This is a genomic window from Kitasatospora sp. NPDC088548 (genome assembly GCF_044753005.1).
GTDB lineage: Bacteria > Actinomycetota > Actinomycetes > Streptomycetales > Streptomycetaceae > Kitasatospora.
In genome coordinates, this window is record NZ_JBIVMI010000010.1 from 221,882 (window position 1) to 238,073 (window position 16,192).

17 protein-coding genes are annotated in these 16,192 nt (G+C 70.5%); 2 read left to right on the plus strand and 15 right to left on the minus strand.

The features are described 5' to 3' along the window. Positions 1-36 precede the first annotated feature (36 nt). The 5 genes from ACIP82_RS15880 to ACIP82_RS15900 form a co-directional block, all read right to left on the minus strand. Positions 37-1,425, minus strand: coding sequence for an erythromycin esterase family protein (locus ACIP82_RS15880; protein WP_400653749.1), 1,389 nt, complete (start codon positions 1,423-1,425; stop codon positions 37-39). Positions 1,426-1,594: 169 nt separating this feature from the next. Beyond that, a complete protein-coding gene (locus ACIP82_RS15885; protein ID WP_363607808.1) occupies positions 1,595-2,218 on the minus strand; it encodes a GPP34 family phosphoprotein in 624 nt (207 codons plus the stop codon). A gap of 19 nt (positions 2,219-2,237) precedes the next feature. Next, entirely contained in the window at positions 2,238-2,468 is a 231-nt protein-coding gene (locus ACIP82_RS15890) for a hypothetical protein (RefSeq protein ID WP_400653750.1), read from the minus strand. Positions 2,469-2,481: 13 nt separating this feature from the next. Beyond that, positions 2,482-3,420, minus strand: a complete 939-nt coding sequence (locus ACIP82_RS15895) for an SPFH domain-containing protein (RefSeq protein WP_400653751.1) — start codon at positions 3,418-3,420, stop codon at positions 2,482-2,484. Between the two features lie 151 nt (positions 3,421-3,571). Next, a complete protein-coding gene (locus tag ACIP82_RS15900) occupies positions 3,572-5,689 on the minus strand; it encodes an alkyl/aryl-sulfatase (RefSeq protein WP_400653752.1) in 2,118 nt (705 codons plus the stop codon). A 335-nt stretch (positions 5,690-6,024) separates the two neighbouring features. Between ACIP82_RS15900 and ACIP82_RS15905 the strand changes: the two genes are divergently transcribed. After that, a complete protein-coding gene (locus ACIP82_RS15905) occupies positions 6,025-6,321 on the plus strand; it encodes a hypothetical protein (protein ID WP_400653753.1) in 297 nt (98 codons plus the stop codon). Between the two features lie 137 nt (positions 6,322-6,458). Here the strand turns inward: ACIP82_RS15905 and ACIP82_RS15910 are convergent, their stop codons facing one another. Further along, positions 6,459-7,055, minus strand: a complete 597-nt coding sequence (locus ACIP82_RS15910) for a dihydrofolate reductase family protein (RefSeq protein ID WP_400653754.1) — start codon at positions 7,053-7,055, stop codon at positions 6,459-6,461. A 641-nt stretch (positions 7,056-7,696) separates the two neighbouring features. On the opposite strand from ACIP82_RS15910, the gene ACIP82_RS15915 reads away from it, so the two are divergent. Continuing rightward, entirely contained in the window at positions 7,697-9,082 is a 1,386-nt protein-coding gene (locus tag ACIP82_RS15915) for a hypothetical protein (RefSeq protein WP_400653755.1), read from the plus strand. Positions 9,083-9,624: 542 nt separating this feature from the next. Here ACIP82_RS15915 and ACIP82_RS15920 read toward each other — a convergent pair. The 9 genes from ACIP82_RS15920 to ACIP82_RS15960 all read right to left on the minus strand — a co-directional run bounded on the left by ACIP82_RS15920 (position 9,625) and on the right by ACIP82_RS15960 (position 16,036). Then, on the minus strand, positions 9,625-10,428 hold the full coding sequence (locus ACIP82_RS15920; protein WP_400653756.1) for a hypothetical protein: 804 nt from the start codon (positions 10,426-10,428) through the stop codon (positions 9,625-9,627). Positions 10,429-10,494: 66 nt separating this feature from the next. Continuing rightward, on the minus strand, positions 10,495-11,001 hold the full coding sequence (locus tag ACIP82_RS15925; protein ID WP_363606828.1) for a SigE family RNA polymerase sigma factor: 507 nt from the start codon (positions 10,999-11,001) through the stop codon (positions 10,495-10,497). Between the two features lie 222 nt (positions 11,002-11,223). Beyond that, positions 11,224-11,547, minus strand: coding sequence for a hypothetical protein (locus ACIP82_RS15930; protein WP_400653757.1), 324 nt, complete (start codon positions 11,545-11,547; stop codon positions 11,224-11,226). A 219-nt stretch (positions 11,548-11,766) separates the two neighbouring features. After that, positions 11,767-12,558: a hypothetical protein gene (locus ACIP82_RS15935; protein ID WP_400653758.1), complete on the minus strand. Its 792-nt coding sequence runs from the start codon at positions 12,556-12,558 to the stop codon at positions 11,767-11,769. Between the two features lie 166 nt (positions 12,559-12,724). Beyond that, complete coding sequence (locus tag ACIP82_RS15940) at positions 12,725-12,910, minus strand: hypothetical protein (RefSeq protein WP_400653759.1); 186 nt, start codon at positions 12,908-12,910, stop codon at positions 12,725-12,727. Positions 12,911-12,952: 42 nt separating this feature from the next. Then, complete coding sequence (tgmC, locus tag ACIP82_RS15945) at positions 12,953-14,095, minus strand: ATP-grasp peptide maturase system methyltransferase (RefSeq protein WP_400653760.1); 1,143 nt, start codon at positions 14,093-14,095, stop codon at positions 12,953-12,955. Continuing rightward, complete coding sequence (gene tgmB / locus ACIP82_RS15950) at positions 14,092-15,039, minus strand: ATP-grasp ribosomal peptide maturase (RefSeq protein ID WP_400653761.1); 948 nt, start codon at positions 15,037-15,039, stop codon at positions 14,092-14,094. Before tgmB ends, tgmC begins: the two co-directional genes overlap by 4 nt. 14 nt (positions 15,040-15,053) lie before the next feature. Next, on the minus strand, positions 15,054-15,338 hold the full coding sequence (gene tgmA, locus ACIP82_RS15955; RefSeq protein WP_400653762.1) for a putative ATP-grasp-modified RiPP: 285 nt from the start codon (positions 15,336-15,338) through the stop codon (positions 15,054-15,056). Between the two features lie 491 nt (positions 15,339-15,829). Further along, complete coding sequence (locus ACIP82_RS15960) at positions 15,830-16,036, minus strand: DUF397 domain-containing protein (RefSeq protein ID WP_400653763.1); 207 nt, start codon at positions 16,034-16,036, stop codon at positions 15,830-15,832. Positions 16,037-16,192: the final 156 nt, after the last annotated feature.

Sequence of the window (16,192 nt, forward strand, 5' to 3'; positions counted from 1 at the left end):
CCGGCGCCGGGTCCAGACCGGCCCCTCGGTCAGCGGCTAGGGGCGCAGCTGGTCGGCTTCGCGGATGCGGTGGAGGTGGATGAGGACGTCGTAGCTGGAGGCTATCCGGATGTCGGCGAGGGGGACGGGGTATTCGGTGCCGATGCTGCGGGTGGGGCGGGCGGTGTCCAGCCAGGTGCGGGCGGCGGGTGGGGCGGTGCGGATGTCGAGGTAGTAGTCCCGGTGGCGGACCTTGTCGAGGGTTTCCTCGTTGGTGCCGGGCCCGGCCGCGTCGACGGTGTACTTCTTCCACGGGCCGCCGAGGCTCTGGTCCTTCGACAGGAAGGAGCCCCGGTCGAAGGTGAATCCGATGGGGAGGTAGTCCTTGCCGAGCAGGTCGCGCAGGAAAGCGCCCTGCACCTTGGGGTAGGTCTCGGGGATGTCGGTCACGTACCCCACATGGGAGTTGTGCGCCGACAGCAGCATCCGGTGGCCGGTGTGCCGTTGCCACCAGGCGGTGTTGTCGGCCATCAGCTGGTCGCGGTAGAGCATCGCGACGGGGATGACCGCGGGGTCGGCGAGGTCGAAGGCGAGGAACGTGGCGGTCTGGGCGATGGACCGGGCGTGCTGCACCGTCCACTCGAACTCGGTTCCGCCTGCGCCCTGTCGGCCGGTGAGCAGCTCCAGGGCCTGCCGGGCGTTGGCGGCGAGCCGCTGTCGTTCCGCGAGCGGGCCGGCCAGGTAGGCGAAGCTGTCGTCGAGGGGGCGCAGGCCGGTGTAGAGCTCGGTGAAGCGCGGCAGCAGCTCCGGGTGCTGCCGCTGCACGTAGCCCGTCACCCGCGCGAAGAGGTCGTCGCCCACCTTGGGGGCGCCGATGTCGTCGCCCATGAAGTGGACCTTGTGGCCGGGGTGGCGGCGGTTGTGGTCCCGCATCCACTCGATGAGGCTGACGAACTCCTCGCGTTCCCAGGGGGATTCGCCCAGTTCCTCCTTGACGATCCGGCGTGCGTCTCCCCGGCCGCCCTGGAGGTACTCGTCGATCCGCAGTCCGGCGGGCCAGCTCATCTCCAGGGCGAAGGTGGTGAATCCCCTCTCCTCGACGAGGTACCGGAAGACCCGTTCCTTCATGGCGAAGAACTCGTGCGAGCCGTGCGTGGCCTCGCCGAGGCCCACCACCTTGGCGCCGCCGATCATCGCCCCCAGGGGCCGCAGGTCGGCCGTGTCCGTCCCGGGCTCCGTCGACCGCAGCGGGTGGGCCGCCCTCTCCAGCGCGCGGACCGGGCCCTGCCCGCCGCCGCCCGTCGCCGGGGCTGCCGGGGCTCCCTGGGCCGTCGGGGCTCCCTGGGCCGTCGGCGCTGCCTGGGCTGCGGCGGGAGCCAGCAGGGCTCCCGCCGCGACGGCCGTCGTGGTCAGCAGCGTCCGTCGCCGCAGGTGCTTTCCCGTCATGCCGATCACTCCTCAACTCGCTCTCGCGGAACTGATGATGATCATTTCCCGGGAAGCGTTCGTCGCGCGCTGCGGCCAGCATCAGACTTTCGCGGGGGGATAGCCACACCCCGCCCGGGGGCCTCGGGGCGCCTCACCTGCCGCGATACCGTTCCGGACCCTGCCGGGGTCAGGTCGCCGCGCTGTCCCGGGCGGCGATCGCCTGGCGCAGGGCGCGCGGGACCGGGCCGCAGAGCGCGGCGAGTGCGGCGATCCGTTCCCGCTGTTCGCGGCGCAGCTTCCGGGGCAGGACCAGGGCGAGCCGGGCCGCGTCGGCGAGGGCGACCAGCGCCGCGTCGCCCGGCTCGACCCGGGAGAGCGGTCCGTGCAGGGCCGAGGAGACCGCGGCGGCCAGGGCCTTGCGGACCCGGGGGTCGCGCGGGGTGGGCCGGACGGTGCGGAAGAGGCCGAGCACACGGTGCTCGTCGAGGCGGATCCAGCCGGTGGCCGCGAGGCCGTCCCGGACGGCGCGGGTGGTGCGCCGGCGCCGTCCGATCCAGTTCCTCCAGCGGCGGGGCCGGCCGTCGGCGAGCTCCGTGAGGATGCCGGCGAGCACCGGGTCGAGCCCGGCCGGGGCCCGGCCGGTGACCTCCGGCCTGCCGTTCGCGTCGCGGAGCAGGCCGCGCTGGAGGAGGTCGGTGAGGGCCGCGGCGCGCAGCAGCGGTTCGAGGTTGTGCGTACCGGTCAGGCGGCCCCGTTCGGGGTCGTGGGCCAGCAGGTAGAGCTGGCCGGGCAGGGTGCCGGGCAGTTCCATGGCGGGACTCCAACCGTCCTCAGGGAGCTTGGTGTTGGTCCGGTTCCGGCTCGCCGTTCCTGGGCGGGCGGCCGCGCCTGGGCAGGCGGGGTACGCCGCCCGGCATCCGGCCGCCCTCGGTCAGGGCCCGGCGGAGCAGGAACTCGATCTGCGCGTTGGTGCTGCGCAGTTCGTCCGAGGCCCAGCGGGCCAGTGCGTCGTGGACGGCCGGGTCCAGGCGCAGCAGGATCTTCTTTCGCTCCGGCGCCACCTGGACGCACCTCCTACTGGTACAGGGAGCCGGTGTTGACCACCGGCTGGGTGCCCCGGTCGCCGCAGAGCACGACCAGCAGGTTGCTCACCATGGCGGCCTTGCGCTCCTCGTCCAGCTCGACCACGTCGCGCTCGGCGAGGCGGTCCAGGGCGAGCTCCACCATGCCCACCGCGCCCTCCACGATCAAGCGGCGGGCGGCGACCACGGCGCTGGCCTGCTGGCGCTGCAGCATCACCTGCGCGACCTCGGGGGCGTAGGCGAGCCGGGTGATCCGGGACTCCACCACCCGCACGCCGGCCGAGGCGACCCGGGTGGAGATCTCCTCGGAGAGCTTGCGGGTGATCTCGTCCGCGCTGTCGCGCAGCGACAACTGTCCGGGCTGGTGGGCGTCGTACGGGTAGCTGTTGGCGATGTGGCGCACCGCGGTCTCGGTCTGGATGGCGACGAACTCGGTGAAGTCGTCCACCTCGAAGGTGGCCTTCGCGGTGTCCTCGACCTGCCAGACGACCACGGCGGCCATCTCGATCGGGTTGCCGTCGGAGTCGTTGACCTTGGTGGTCTCGGTCTCGTGGTTGCGGATCCGGGTGGATATCCGCCGGCGGGAGGTGAAGGGGTTGACCCAGGTCAGCCCGTCGGCGCGGATGGTGCCCCGGTAGCGGCCGAGCAGCTGCACCACCCGGGCCTGGCCGGGGGCCACGGCGGTCAGGCCGCAGAGCAGGATCACCGAGGCGAGCAGTACGACCGGGCCGGCCGAGGTCAGGGCGATTCCGGCGGCCGAGCCGCTCTGGGCGGCCAGGACGATGCCGACGACGGTCGTCGCGGCGCTGCCGAGGAGCAGCAGCAGGCCGAGCGCGAGCACGGGCAGCCCGGCGCTTCCGGTGATGACGCGTTCGGTGACCTTGGGGGCGGGCATTTCGACGCCCTCGAAGGCGTGGTCTTGAGCGGCCATCGGGCCGGCTCCTCTCGTCCTCGGTCCGCACGGTCACGGACTTAGCAAAGTGATATCACTTTTCAGTCGGACGGGGAAGGACCGGGAAGCGCCGGGGGAGGGGGTGCGAACCGGGCCGGCTTCGGGTGAAGCCGGCCCGGTGTCGTGACACTCAGCGGGTGCGCGGGGTGACGATCGGGAACTTCGGGTCGGGGAGGGTCAGGGTGTCGAAGACGGCGTCGGCCGCCTGCTGAGCCTTCTCGCCGTCCAGCGTGATCTTGTTCTCCCGCACCGCCCGGTCGAAGTTCCTCCGGAAACCGGGGGTCTGAGCCACTTCGTTGAGCGTCTGACGGCTGAGCGTGATGGTGGCGTCCGGCACCTCGAGGAGGCGGTCGCCGTCCGCCACGAACACCAGCACGCCGTTGCGCAGAGTCGTGGTGCACTTCTCGCCGGTGTCCGTGAACACCCAGTTGAGGGCGATCGGGAGGCGGTGCCGGTCCGCGGCCGTCGGCCCGTCCACGCTCCGGGCGAGGGCGGAGAAGAACTGCTCCAGGGTGGTGCTGCGCACCAGGTCGGCCGAGCTCTGGCTGGTGATCAGCGGCTGCGGGCCGTTGACGACCTCCTGGGCGCCGGTGAGGTAGGCGTTGCGCCAGGTGCCGTTGGCGCTGCCGTAACCGAGCTGGGTGAGGACCTTGGCCTGCAACTCCCTGGCCCGGGTGACCTGCGGCTCGGCGAGCGGGCTGCCCGACTCGGCCGCCGCCCCGAAGATGACGTGGTTGAGCAGTTCGGCGGCCCAGCGGAAGCCGTCCGGGGTGTCGGTGTCATAGGCCCGCTGGGCCAGGGCGATCACGGCCTCGGCACCGCCCATCGCCTCCACGTAGGCCGCGCCCGACTGGACGGGCGGGAGCTGCCACAGGTGGGCCGGGTTGCCGTCGTACCAGCCCATGTAACGCTGGTAGACCGCCTTGAGGTTGTGGCTCACCGAGCCGTGGTAGCCCTGGTTGTGCCAGTGGTCGTTCAGGCCCGCCGGGAGGGTCGGCAACTCCTCGGCGATCTCGGTCCCGGTGCGGCCGGCGTTGATCAGCCGCAGGGCCTGGTCGTTGAGGTAGGCGTACATGTCGCGCTGCCTGTCGAGGAATTCGAGGATGCGCCCGTTGCCCTGCTCGTCACCCCACATCGGCCAGTGGTGCGAGGCGAACAGGACGTCGGTCTCCTTGCCGAAGGTCTGGATCGCCTCGGTGAGGTACTTCGACCACGCGTGCGCGTCCCGCACCTGCGCCCCGCGCAGGCTGAGGATGTTGTGCATGGTGTGCGTGGCGTTCTCCGCGATGCACAGGGTCCGGGCGTCCGGGAAGTAGATGTTCATCTCCGCCGGGGCCTCGGTGCCCGGCGTGAGCTGGAACAGCATCTGGACGCCGGCCAGGTCGAACTCGTACAGCCCCGGCCGCCAGGGGATGACGTAGGTGTCCTTCCACCGGTCCTTCGGGACCGGCTGGTGGAGCGGGCCGCCGATGTATTCCGTCGGCGGGACGAGGGTCACCTCGCCCGTGGAGATGGTCGTGCCCAGGCCCGAACCGACCTGGCCCGTCGGGCTCTTGTCCAGCTGCGCCGCGTACATGTACTGCGCGCGCCGGGCCATCGCGGGGCCCGCGTAGACGTTCTCGCTGATCGCGTGTTCGAGGAAGCCCTCCGGCGCGACGACGGGAACACCAGGCTCCAGCGGGTCGCCCTGTTCGGCGAAGAGGCCGCGGGAGCCGCCGAAGTGGTCGACGTGACAGTGGGTGTAGACGACGCCCTTGACGGGCCGCTGCTCCTTGGAGAGTTCCGTCCGGTCCCGGAACAGCTTGAGCGCGGCCCGCGCGGTCTCGTAGCAGGCCAGCGGGTCGATGACGACCAGGCCCGCATCGTGCTCGACGATCGTCATGTTGGACAGGTCGTAGCCGCGGACCTGGTAGATCCGGTACTCGCGGCTGCTGTGGACCAGGAACAGCCCGGCGATGGCGGTCAGCTGGCCCTGCCGCTGCAGGCTGCCGTTGACCGTCGGCGGTTCGGAGCTCGGGTCGGGATCGAGGAACTCGTACGCGGTGAAGTCCCAGACGACCTTCCCGGAGTCCTTGCGGGACCAGATGACGTTGGTCCCGGGCAGGGCGATCAGACCGCGGCTGGCATCGGCGAAGTCCTGGCCGCCCGTCTGGTCGCCGGTCTCGACGGCCTCCACGGACTTCCGGTTCGCCTCGGCGACGCCGGGAGTGGGCTCGATGAGGTCGGCGTACCCGGGCTTGTCGGACATGACGAAACCACCTTTCACGTCAGTGCGAGGGAGCCGCATTGCGGACAGATCGTCACGCTATGTGCACGATTGACTACGTACAAGGGTGGTGATCCGGCCAGGGCATTGGCTTGATCCCCGGGGCCTTACGCGCCACCTGAAGGTGCGCTTCGTCTCCCGTGCCGTGCGGCCACCGTGCATCGTGATGCCGGAGTCCCCTTCGGGGTGTCCCATGGCTGGACGGTGGCCGAGGCGGCCCCTCCACCTATGGTGGTGGGTCGATCAATTGCTCGTTCTCCATAGGGCTGCCGCTGGAGGTTGCCCAAGGCGCTCGCGGTCCCCTGGGCTTCGAGGAGTTGATCGAGTGCGGGTATGAGCTGCTCGACCTGGACCCCGACGAGGACCCGGCCCTGCGGGGGAGGTTCTCGTGGGCCACGGATTGCAGTGCCGACCAAGCGTTCCGGGACACCGCGGATCCGGATCCCGACAGGTGGACCACTCTCGTACTCACCCGGGATGGCGACTGGGTCGAGTACGACTGCGGCATGGCCGACTTCCTCGTCGGGTTCCTGACCGAAGAGATCAGTCCTCAACCCATGGGCATGTTCTCCCCGGACCAGCCGGTCTTCCTGAACTCCAGCCGGTCTTCCTGAACTGGCGGGAGGAACGACGTCTCAAGGAGGCGGGCACCGATCCTTGGCCTCACCTCTGACTGTCCGAACCGGCACTCGGCAGACAACCCGGATGCCCGGCGAGCCCGGCCTCGCGCAGCGCCGCCCGCCCGGAGGGCTCAGCCGGTGACGCGGGTGTAGGTGAGGAACATCGCGCCGCTCCTGAGGACGGTGTGGTCGGTGAGGGTCCAGGTGCGCGGGTCGAAGGCGGCCCTGCGGGAGAACAGCGGGATCCCGTTGCCGATGGTCAGCGGTCCGACCTTGAGGATCAGCGCGTCGATCTCGGTGTACAGGGAGCCCGCCAGCTCGGCGCCGCCGAGCAGCCAGATGTCCTTGCCGTCCTGCTGCTTGAGCTCTCGCACGGTCGCCACCGGGTCGTCGGCGACCAGTTCGACGGCCGGGTCCGGGCTCTCGGTCATGGTCCGGGAGAACACCAGGTGCCGCAGGTGGGGGTAGGCGTCGGTGATCCCGGCCGCAAGGCCGATCTCGTAGCTGCGCCGCCCTTCGAGCACGGTGTCGAAGTGGGTGCCCCCCGCCGTGACGGACAGTGCCTGCCGGGCGTGGACGGGCAGCGTCTCCGGATATTCGGCCACGAGGTGCTGGATGTAGTCCTCCGGTATGGGCCAGAAGCCGTTCGGTCCGCTGGGGTCCGCGCCGTCCGGGCCCGCGATGAAGCCATCGAGAGTGGTGGCGATGTAGTGGACGAGTCTGCGCACGCCAAGTCCCTTCCGTAGGTTCGCTGCTGCGGTGCGGCCCGGGCCCGCCGGATGGCGTGCCGCGGTTGCGAAGCCGCCGATTGATCATCGCACCGGAGCACCTGGTGCTGCATCAGGCGGCGTTAGCCCTGTCGACGACGTGGAATCCGGACGACGCGCCATGTCACCACGGGGCAGAGGTCCGCTGAGACGGCACTTATTACTTGGCAGCTCAGGTCCCGTTCGGGACTCCCCGCTCGCTCCGGACCCGGGAGACAGCGAAATTTCCTCTGACTTGCGTAAATGCCGAAGCCGGTTCAGTCGACACGCCTCACGACTTCTGGCCGCCCGAGACAACCGCACGGCCGAAGCCCGTCCGGGGCCCACTGCTCCCTGGCCGGTCAGCCGAAGGGTGCGGGTCTACTTGAGCGACGGTGCTGGGGTCGGCTCTGCGCGCTCGCCCCTGGCCGGCTTGCGGTGCGACAGGGCGGTGCCTGCCGGATGCCTGCACCGCACCGCAACGGGCCGCTGCCGCTTCCTACGGGTTGTGAACCCGCGGCCCGTCGTGTTGTTGGCCTGTTTGTCCCTCTTCGAGGCGGGGCCGGGGCAGTACGGTCTGGAGGAGACCGCACGGCAATCGTCCTCTGCACGAAGGAGCCTGTGTGATCACCCAACGCTATGGCGATCTGGAACTGCACTACACCACGAGCGTTCGGACGGCCTGGCCGACATCGATCATCCCCAGAGCGGAAGGTGCGAGCAGCCACCCCCGGATCCTCGTCGGTCACGTGGGGCAGAGCGGTTGGTGGCCCGCGGGGTTCCAGTTCTCGAACGGGACGAACCTCGCGGACGCGGGGTCGCTGTTGCTGCGGGACGTCTCCGCCGACCGGAGCCTGATACAACCGTGCGTGAGGTGGGAACGGATCGGTGATCTCCCGAGGGTTGTCAGCGGTCCCGGGGCCGTGGATGAACTGTCCTCCGCGGTCTGGCGGCCGATACCTCCGCCGGGATACGTCGCCCTGAGCGACTGCGCCTCCGTTTCCACGCCCCCGCTGGAGACCGGTGTGTGCATCAGGCAGGTGCACAACGGACGGCGCTACGCGCGTCAGGGCGAGGTCGGCGAGCAGCTGTTCGACGGCGCCGGGACGCGGTTGTGGTCGGTGGTGACTCCGCCGTACCCGGACGGGGACCTCGACGAACGCCTGTTCCTGCCCGTGGGCGGGTTCACCGCCGTGCGCGTCGCCGGGCGGCCCAACCCCACTCCCACGACCTGGATCCTCGACCTGCCCGCCGTCGTGCAACGCGCACCCGGCCCCGGCATCCCGGTCCTGACGTCGCCCGCCAGGCCGCCGGCGCAGACGAGGGTGACCGACCGCACCGTGACCGTGCCCTACGTCCTGGTCAACGACCCCAACCGCACCGCGGCCTGGCAGATCCAGAACTCGCCGTTCTACCGGATCCGCCGCCACCGGATCTTCGATCTCGTCCTCTTCCGCGACAACCGCGCCGGAACCGTGGCCCAGCCGGAGTCGCAGACGATCACCACGGGGGTCACCCGGGAGGCGGGCTTCTCCTTCAGCGTGGCCACGGGCATCACCGTGGGCGCGTCGGTAGGTGTGGAGGCGTCCGCCAAACCGTTCGGCATGGGCGCCAGTGTGACCACCACCGCCTCCGTCTCCGCCTCCATCGAACTGGGCTACGAAACCCGCCGCAACGTGTCGACCATGGCCGAGGAGAGAAAGGAACGCGGGCTCATCATTCCGCCGCGCAGCACCGGCTGTCTGTGGATGGAGCAGCACGAACTCGTGCCCGTCCGCGCCAATGGCGAAACCCTCAGCGCCCAGGCGTCCCTCGGGTTCCGTACGGACTACTACGTGACCGGCGAGTTCCCCGGCGGATCGGGTGTCATCCCCTTCACCAGCGACGCCTCCGGTGAGCGCATCCCGCTGCCTGCCCGGCACCTGCTTCCCGACCGTCCCCGGGCGGCTGCCGACACGCTGCCGCCGGACACCACGGCAGCCAACGGCGAACCGGCCGAAGAACAGTAGACGAGACCGTCCGACCAGGACGAGGACATCCGGTCGACGGCGTGCCCTCCGGCAGGTGGCACGCCGGTTCTCCTGGCCAACCCGTCCTCGCGCACCCGCAGTGGTCCGGCGGTCCGCTCGGCCTCCCCGCGCAACCGCTCCGCCTCTCTGCGGCACGCGGCCTCTCGCTCCCGCAGCAGCACGAGCACCTCGTCGCCCCCCGCACCCGGTTCTTGCCGTCCGCTACGAAGCGACCGTGCTGGTCGCAGCCATCAACGAGTGGCTGTGACCAGCACTTCGAAAAACGCCCTGGTAGTTGACGGGAGGATAGCCCTGGCCGGCCGCGTAGGGGTACCAGATCTGGTTGCTGCCGTTCCAGCAGTCCCACTGCTGAATGCGGACAGGCCGTCAGTTGGCCTACCTGCCGGGCGACCTGCCGCCCAGCGGCGCGGTGTACCACTACGTCGGCCTGTGGCGGGGTGACGGTACCGGCCGGACCGTCCATGACCTGCCGGCGCAGCAGGCCATGGAGGTTCTGCCCCCGTTTCCGGCAGTGCGACCGGTCAGCCGACGGCAGCGAGGATCGGCGCCCAGGTGGCACCGGTGAGTACGGCCACCGCCTGCTGCTCGGAGAGCGGGGGCGCGGCGCGGGTCGGCTTCGGTGTATCGGCGCCAGTGCCACCGCCGGTGCTGTTCCACTGCACCATCTGAAGCTGCGCGCCGGTCGACTTCAGGGTCACCGTGATCGTCCAGCGGCGGGCGGTGTCGGCACGGGCCGGGTGCTCGGCCGCGTTCTGCTCCGACATCACCAGGGCCCCGCCCGGAATCTCGGCGCTGCTCGGCAGCTCGCGCAGCGTGCAGGTGTCAGCTGCGTCGCGCTTGGGCTTCCACTTGCAGCTCAGCCCGTCGCCGTCCCTGAGCGGCAGTTTGAGCCGCACGGCCGAGATGCCGACGTAGGCGGCCCCTTGCCCGTCGTCGAGGACCAGACCGGCGTTGGCGACGGCCCCGCCGGACGGATCCGAGGGGTTGTTGCTCTGCCCGGTGACCTCGCTGAACCGGCCCCCGGGGAACGTCATCTCCAGAGCCTGGATCATCTGGGTGTCGGTGATAGCGGACCGGGGCGCCGCCTGCGCCGCCGGCTCGAGGTCGGAACCTGCGGGGCGGATCCCGGCGAGCACACCGGGGAGCATCAGGCCGGCTGCCGCGATCACGGCGCAGGCACCGACCCCGGCGACGACGCCGGCGGCGCGCCGACGCCGACGGCTCCGCCCGCGCTTGACGGCTCCGCCCAGGAGCGCGGTGAGATCGGGTTCGAGGGAGTCGGTCGTGCGGTCCAGGGCATGTGCGAGGTCTGCTTCGAACGGCATGCTGGCGTCACCTTTTCTGTCAACGATGGGGGCTCTGTGGCGGTTCTGACCCGCGCGCACCGGTGCTCAGTGCGGAACCAGGTCGGACAGGCTGTCGCCGAGCAGCGCACGCACCCTGGCGAGTGCACGGGTGCCCTGGGAGCGGACCGCACTGCTGCTCAGCCTGAGCATCCGGGCGGTCTCCTCGATGCTGCGGTCCTCCCAGTAGCGCAGCAGCAGCACCGCCCGGTCACGGGGCGGCAGTTGGCCGAGCGCGTCCAGCAGGGTGAGCCGCAGCGCGGTGTCCGGGCCGGACGCCGCACCGTCGGGCATGGTCCCGGTGGGGCGCTCGCCGGTGCTGCGCCGACGCCGCAGGCTGAGGAAGGTGCGGACCAGAACCGTCTGGGCGTAGGCCACCGGGTTGTCCGCACCGGCCACCCGCTTCCAGTGCACGTACACCCGGCTGAGGGTCTCCTGGACCAGGTCCTCGGCAAGGTGCGTGTCGCCGGCCGCGAGGACGTACGCCGAGCGGTACAGCGCCTTCGCCCTCGCGGCCACGAACTCCAGATATTCGTCCTCCTGTGCTGATTTCACTCGGTCCCTGCCTGTTCCCTTGTTCGGTGATCCCCGTGCATACCCCTCATGACTACGTGAGGTGTCAGGATGTCGCGCGGGCGGGCACTTTCTCTTCCACCGCTGCCGCGTCACCAGCGCTCCGCGGGGGCCGGAGGCGCGACGCCCGGCCCGACGGCGGCCGACCGCGGTGCGTTGTCGGTACCTCTCACGTCTTCGCCGACACGGGGTGCCGGTAAGAACTCAGCGACCGGGCGTCGTCTCCCGGGTGGCCGTAGCCGGTACGGGGTCTGCGGGCTCGGCCCTGGTGTGGTTGCGTACCAGCAGGCAGGCAAGTGCTCCGGCCAGGACCACGGTGATCGGGAGGATCGCGGTGACGTGCATCGTGGCGATGAACGCGTCGGCGTACGTCTTGCCGGTGGCCAGCTCGGCAGCCAGTCGGCCCTGTGGCAGAGCACCGACCGTCGCCGCGCCGATGACGGAGCCGACCTGACGGATCGTGTTGTCGATGCCTGAGGCGGCGCCGGCCAGCCGGGGTTCGACGTTCCGCATTGCCTCGGTGGACATCGGAGCGACCACGCGGCCGATTCCCGGGCCCGTGACCACGGTCGCCGGGATGAACGCGTACCAGGGGGTGGCCACCGCGGGTCGGTGCCGGGATGGAGATGTGCTTACGACCCGTTCCGGGCTGCCGGGGGAGCCGGCGACACCGCAGGTGTCCCCGCCGGGGCCGCTCCTCCGATCCATCCCTGGCCCGAGAGCAGTGGACAACTGCCTAGGGCGTCCTCACCTGCGCATCATCCGAGCCCGTACGAACAGGACGACGCAGGTGATGCCCGCGATCAGGCACACCATGATTCCGATGGCGAGCAGAAACATCTGGGTGTCGCTGAGGCCGGGTATGTGGCGCACGTAGGTGACGTCGTGGGGGTCGGTGATCACCTTGTCCGGGCGGCTCGCGATGAAGAGGATCATGGCGACGACCGCGGCCAGGCATGCCGCGCCTGCGGCCAGCAGCCGACCGCCCGCCTTCTGCTCCCACTCATTGCCGGTGAGCCGGGTCGCATGCGGGCACCGGCTGAGCACCGCGAGGCCCAACTCGCCGTGCCGTTCGGCCAGTCCGTCCACCCGGACCCGCCTGCCGTCGGCCGAGCGGAGCACGCACCGGTACCCGATGCCCAGTTGCCGGGCGAGCCCGCTGTCCCGGTCGGCGGTCCGGATGGCGATCGTGGCGACCTGGTCCCAGGCGAAGACCGTCGGCCCCTGCCGGGAGCCGTGGACCAGGCCGTGCTCGCGCACCTCGAAGTACTCCGCCGATCCGCCACGTACTGCCCGGAGGGCCTGAGTCACCGCGATGTAGACCCCGGCCAGGCCGAGGCCGATGAGTATGCCTACCGCCTTGTTGGCACCGACCGACGCGTCGTCGCCGGTGGCGAGCATTCCCCATAGGCCCAAGCAGCCGACCGGGACGCCGATACCCAGTGCCCAGGAGGCATTCACCCATCGCTTGCCGCTGGCCACCGGATGCCTGCTGACAACGGGGCCGAGTTCGTCGAACGCGCGCGCCTTGTCGATCACCGGACAAGTTTAGGACCTTCTTGCAGCCTCCTCAAGGTTCAATCTCCTGCACCGACTTGAGGGCAGGTCAATCACCTTCTCGTGCTCGTGGTGGGGCTGCTCGGCGTGGCGCAGGGTGGTGTGCGCGGCCGGCCCGGACCGGACCGGCCGCGCACGAGCGGCGTGGCTACGTCCGGTCGGTCGTCGGAGTGACCGTGACGGTGTGGCCGGGATCGGCGACGGAGGTTGCGATCCGCAGCGTGAAGGCGCCGCTTTCGGTCGCCCAGCCGTGTGCGTTGCTGTCCCAGTGCTGGAACGCCCGCGGAGCGGTCCCGCCCCGCACGCGCAGCCGCGTCGCGCGCGAAACGCTCACGCGCTGACGGGGAGCGCCCGGGCCGGGAGCTGCGCATCACGATCACAGCGGCAGGCGCCAGCCGGGCCCGTCCTCGCTACCCAGCCAGACCCGCTGCCCGTCGGCGGTGACCGTGATGCCGAACTGCTCCTGATGCGGTGCGCCCGCCGCCTGCCAGGCCTCGATCGCCGCCTCGACCTGGTCCCACAGGCGCAACGGGCCGCGCTGGATGACCGTCCATCCGCCGTGGCCGTCGGGCTGGGTGCGGGCCTGGGAGCCGGTGGCGTAGTCGATGAGGATCTGCTGGTCGTCGGCGCCGATGCGTTCGGCGGAGGGTGCGGCGAGCTGGGCAACCCAGGTGCCGGTCCAGTCGGTGATGATGGCCGGGTCGATGCGGGCAGCGCGTTCGTCGCCGGGCAGCAGGGTGGGGTTCTGACGTGGAGGCCGGTCGTGGGGGCGGGCAATCATGAAGCTGGTACAGCCGGGCAGGAAGCGGCCCGTCGCCTCGCCGGGCTCGGTAACGGTCAGCAGGGCGAGGCCGTAACCGAACTGCCAGCCGGAGAACGTGACGAGGATCTTCCCGCCGGGCTTGACCTGGTGCAGCCAGGCGTAGGGCAGGGTGCGTACCGCGCAGGTCGCGATGAGCCGGTCGTACGGCGCGGCGGGCTCGTGTCCGGCGAGGCCGTCGGCGACGACCAGGTGCGGGGCGTACCCGGCGGTTTTGAGGGAGGTGGCGGCGCTTTGGGCGACGGTCCGGTCGACTTCGACGCTGACGATGCTCTCCTCGCCGAGGCGGTGGGCGCCCAGCGCGGTGGAGTAGCCGGTGCCGGTGCCGATCTCGAGGACGCGGTGGCCGGCTTCGACGTCGAGCTGCTGCCACATGCGCAGGACCAGGGAGGGCAGGGTGGACGACGACGACGGGGATCCGGAGACCGGCCCGCAGGCATCGGCGGTCTGGAGGCGGCCGTCGAGCTGGGTGATGAGGGTCTGGTTCGTGTAGATGGCCTCCAGCCAGCCCTCGCCGTCCTCGCGGACCGGCTGGTAGAAGGTGGGGAAGGAGCCGGGGATCTCGCGGAAGTAGTCGCCGACGAAGATCTCGCGCGGCACTGCCTCCGCGGCGGCGCGCCAGTACGGGTCGGTGAGGCCTTCGTCGGCGGTAAGCCGGCGGACGAGGGCTGCGCGCAGGTCCGCAGCGGTGGAGGTCATGCGGAGTGGCCTTTCTGAAGCTGGTCGGCGATTGCCGTGGCGATGGCATCGATCGTCGGAGGCGGGAAGAACGCCCACTGCCCGTTGGCGTTGCACTCAAGGAACATCCAGCGGCCGTCGGCGTCGACAGCGAAGTCGAAGGCGCCGTAGACGAGTCGGAAGTTCCCCAGGTAATGGGCCACAGATCGGCGTACGGACGCGGGCACGTCGATCGGCGTGTAGGTGATCAGGTCCTGGCGGCGGCGCCAGTCGAGGTCGGGGCTGTCGATCCGGACAGCGAAGAGCTCGGTGCCCACGGCAGTCAGCCGCACGTCGAAGTCCTTGACCAGGCGGGCCTGGAAGAGGTGCGGGCACGCCGCGACCGCGTCGGTGATCTCCTCCGGGGCGACCTCGGCGACCCACGCCTGCACCGCCCGGCCGTCCTCGTTGTGGTAGGTGGTGTTCCACAGCGGCTTGTAGACGGCTCCGCCAGGTTGCTGGGCGCAGAAGGCGCGGGCCTGCTCCGGGTCGGTGGTGATGACGGTGTCGGGGACGGCGAAGCCGGCCGCGAGCGCGGCATCGAGCTGGGCGGGCTTGTGCTCGGCGGCCCTGATGTCCCACGGGTGGTTCACGTAGTGGGCGCCGGGCAGCGCCGCGAGGATCCCGCCGGCGCCCCACTGGGTCTGGGCACGGGCGAACTCGGCGTCCTGCCCCACCATGCCAGCCGGAGCGGTCCAGCCCGAGGGGCGCCGGTACCAGACCGCGCGGGTCCGGTCGAGGTCGAGGGTGCGGGTGGCCGTGGTGAGGGTGCCGCGCCGGCCGCCCGCGGTGTAGCGGGCAGTCAGCGCGGCACCCTGGTGGAGATCGGCGCCGGGGTCCGCACGCACGACCGGCACCTGCCGGTCGGCCAGGATCCGCAGCACCAGGTCGGCCGTCGGATCGTAGGCGCAGGTCAGCACCAGCACCGCCCCCTGCTGACTCAGCTCTGGTCCTGGTCGTTGGAGGTCATGGTGTCCACGTCGGTCGGCTGGGCCTGCCCGCCGCTCTGCCCGTCCCCGCCACCACCGCCGGTGCTGGTCGGGCCGGTCTGGTCGGTGCTGGTCCCGTGCTTCCCCATCATCTCGACGGTGCGGCCCCGCTCGTCGTGGAAGGCCGCAACCTGGGTGCCCGGGTCGATGACCGGCGTCAGCGCCGGCCAGGGCGGCGCATCGGCGTAGGGGCGCATCCGGGTGGTGCCCCACGGAGCGGTGACGGTGTTCGGCATCCTGGTATCTCCTCCACCTCGGCCTGTGACTCTCCCGAGTCAAGTGGCGACTGTCAGTCATGATGTCAGTGCGTGGGTCCAGTTGGGAGACGTTTCGCCGAACGGCCAGGAGCCTCCTGGAGATCTTGCTCTGGCTGTCCGATTCACACCGGATCGCTGGCAAATGTCAACCAGGTCTGACCGGTGCAAGCCGGGCGCGCTTTCAAGATCTTCATGAGCCTTCCGGTAGGGCTTTGCCGGGTGCCCCGATTGATCATCGTTGCCCACCCGCGTCCCGGCTGGGCCCGGCTGCGGATGCCCCGGCCCTGGCACTCCATCCGCAACGACAAGGCGGACATCAACTCACCTACCGCCCTCTGAGATACCGCGCCAGGCGCTTGTCCATCGGATGAGCCGATCCCCGGCACGCGGAGAGGTCGGCTCAACTGCCCGGCCGCACCTCGACGGAGCGGGGTGCGGCCGGGTTGATGCCGGTGCGGCGTCCGGAGTTGTCAGAGGAGGTGGTCGAACTCGCCGGCTTTGGCGCCGAGGACGAAGGCGCGGAGCTTGGCGGTGTTGGTGGTGATGACGGTGTCCGGGTCGTCGGACTCGCGAAGGTGGCGGGCATCGCCAGCTCCGGTGGAGAGTTCGAGGCAGGTGCTGCCGCCTTCTGCGTTGCTGTAGGACGGCTTCTGCCAGTTGAGCTGCTGCACGGGCACCTCCGCAATGGTGGATGTGCTGGGTTGATACCCCGTGCAGCCGCTCTACGTCGTGGCTATGAGCTTGTCGTTTTACCTCCGGTGATCATCTTCTGTGGCGTTCGGGTTATCGCCTGTCTGTTCGCTATTGGTTGGTGACCAGGGCGAGTCCGACGT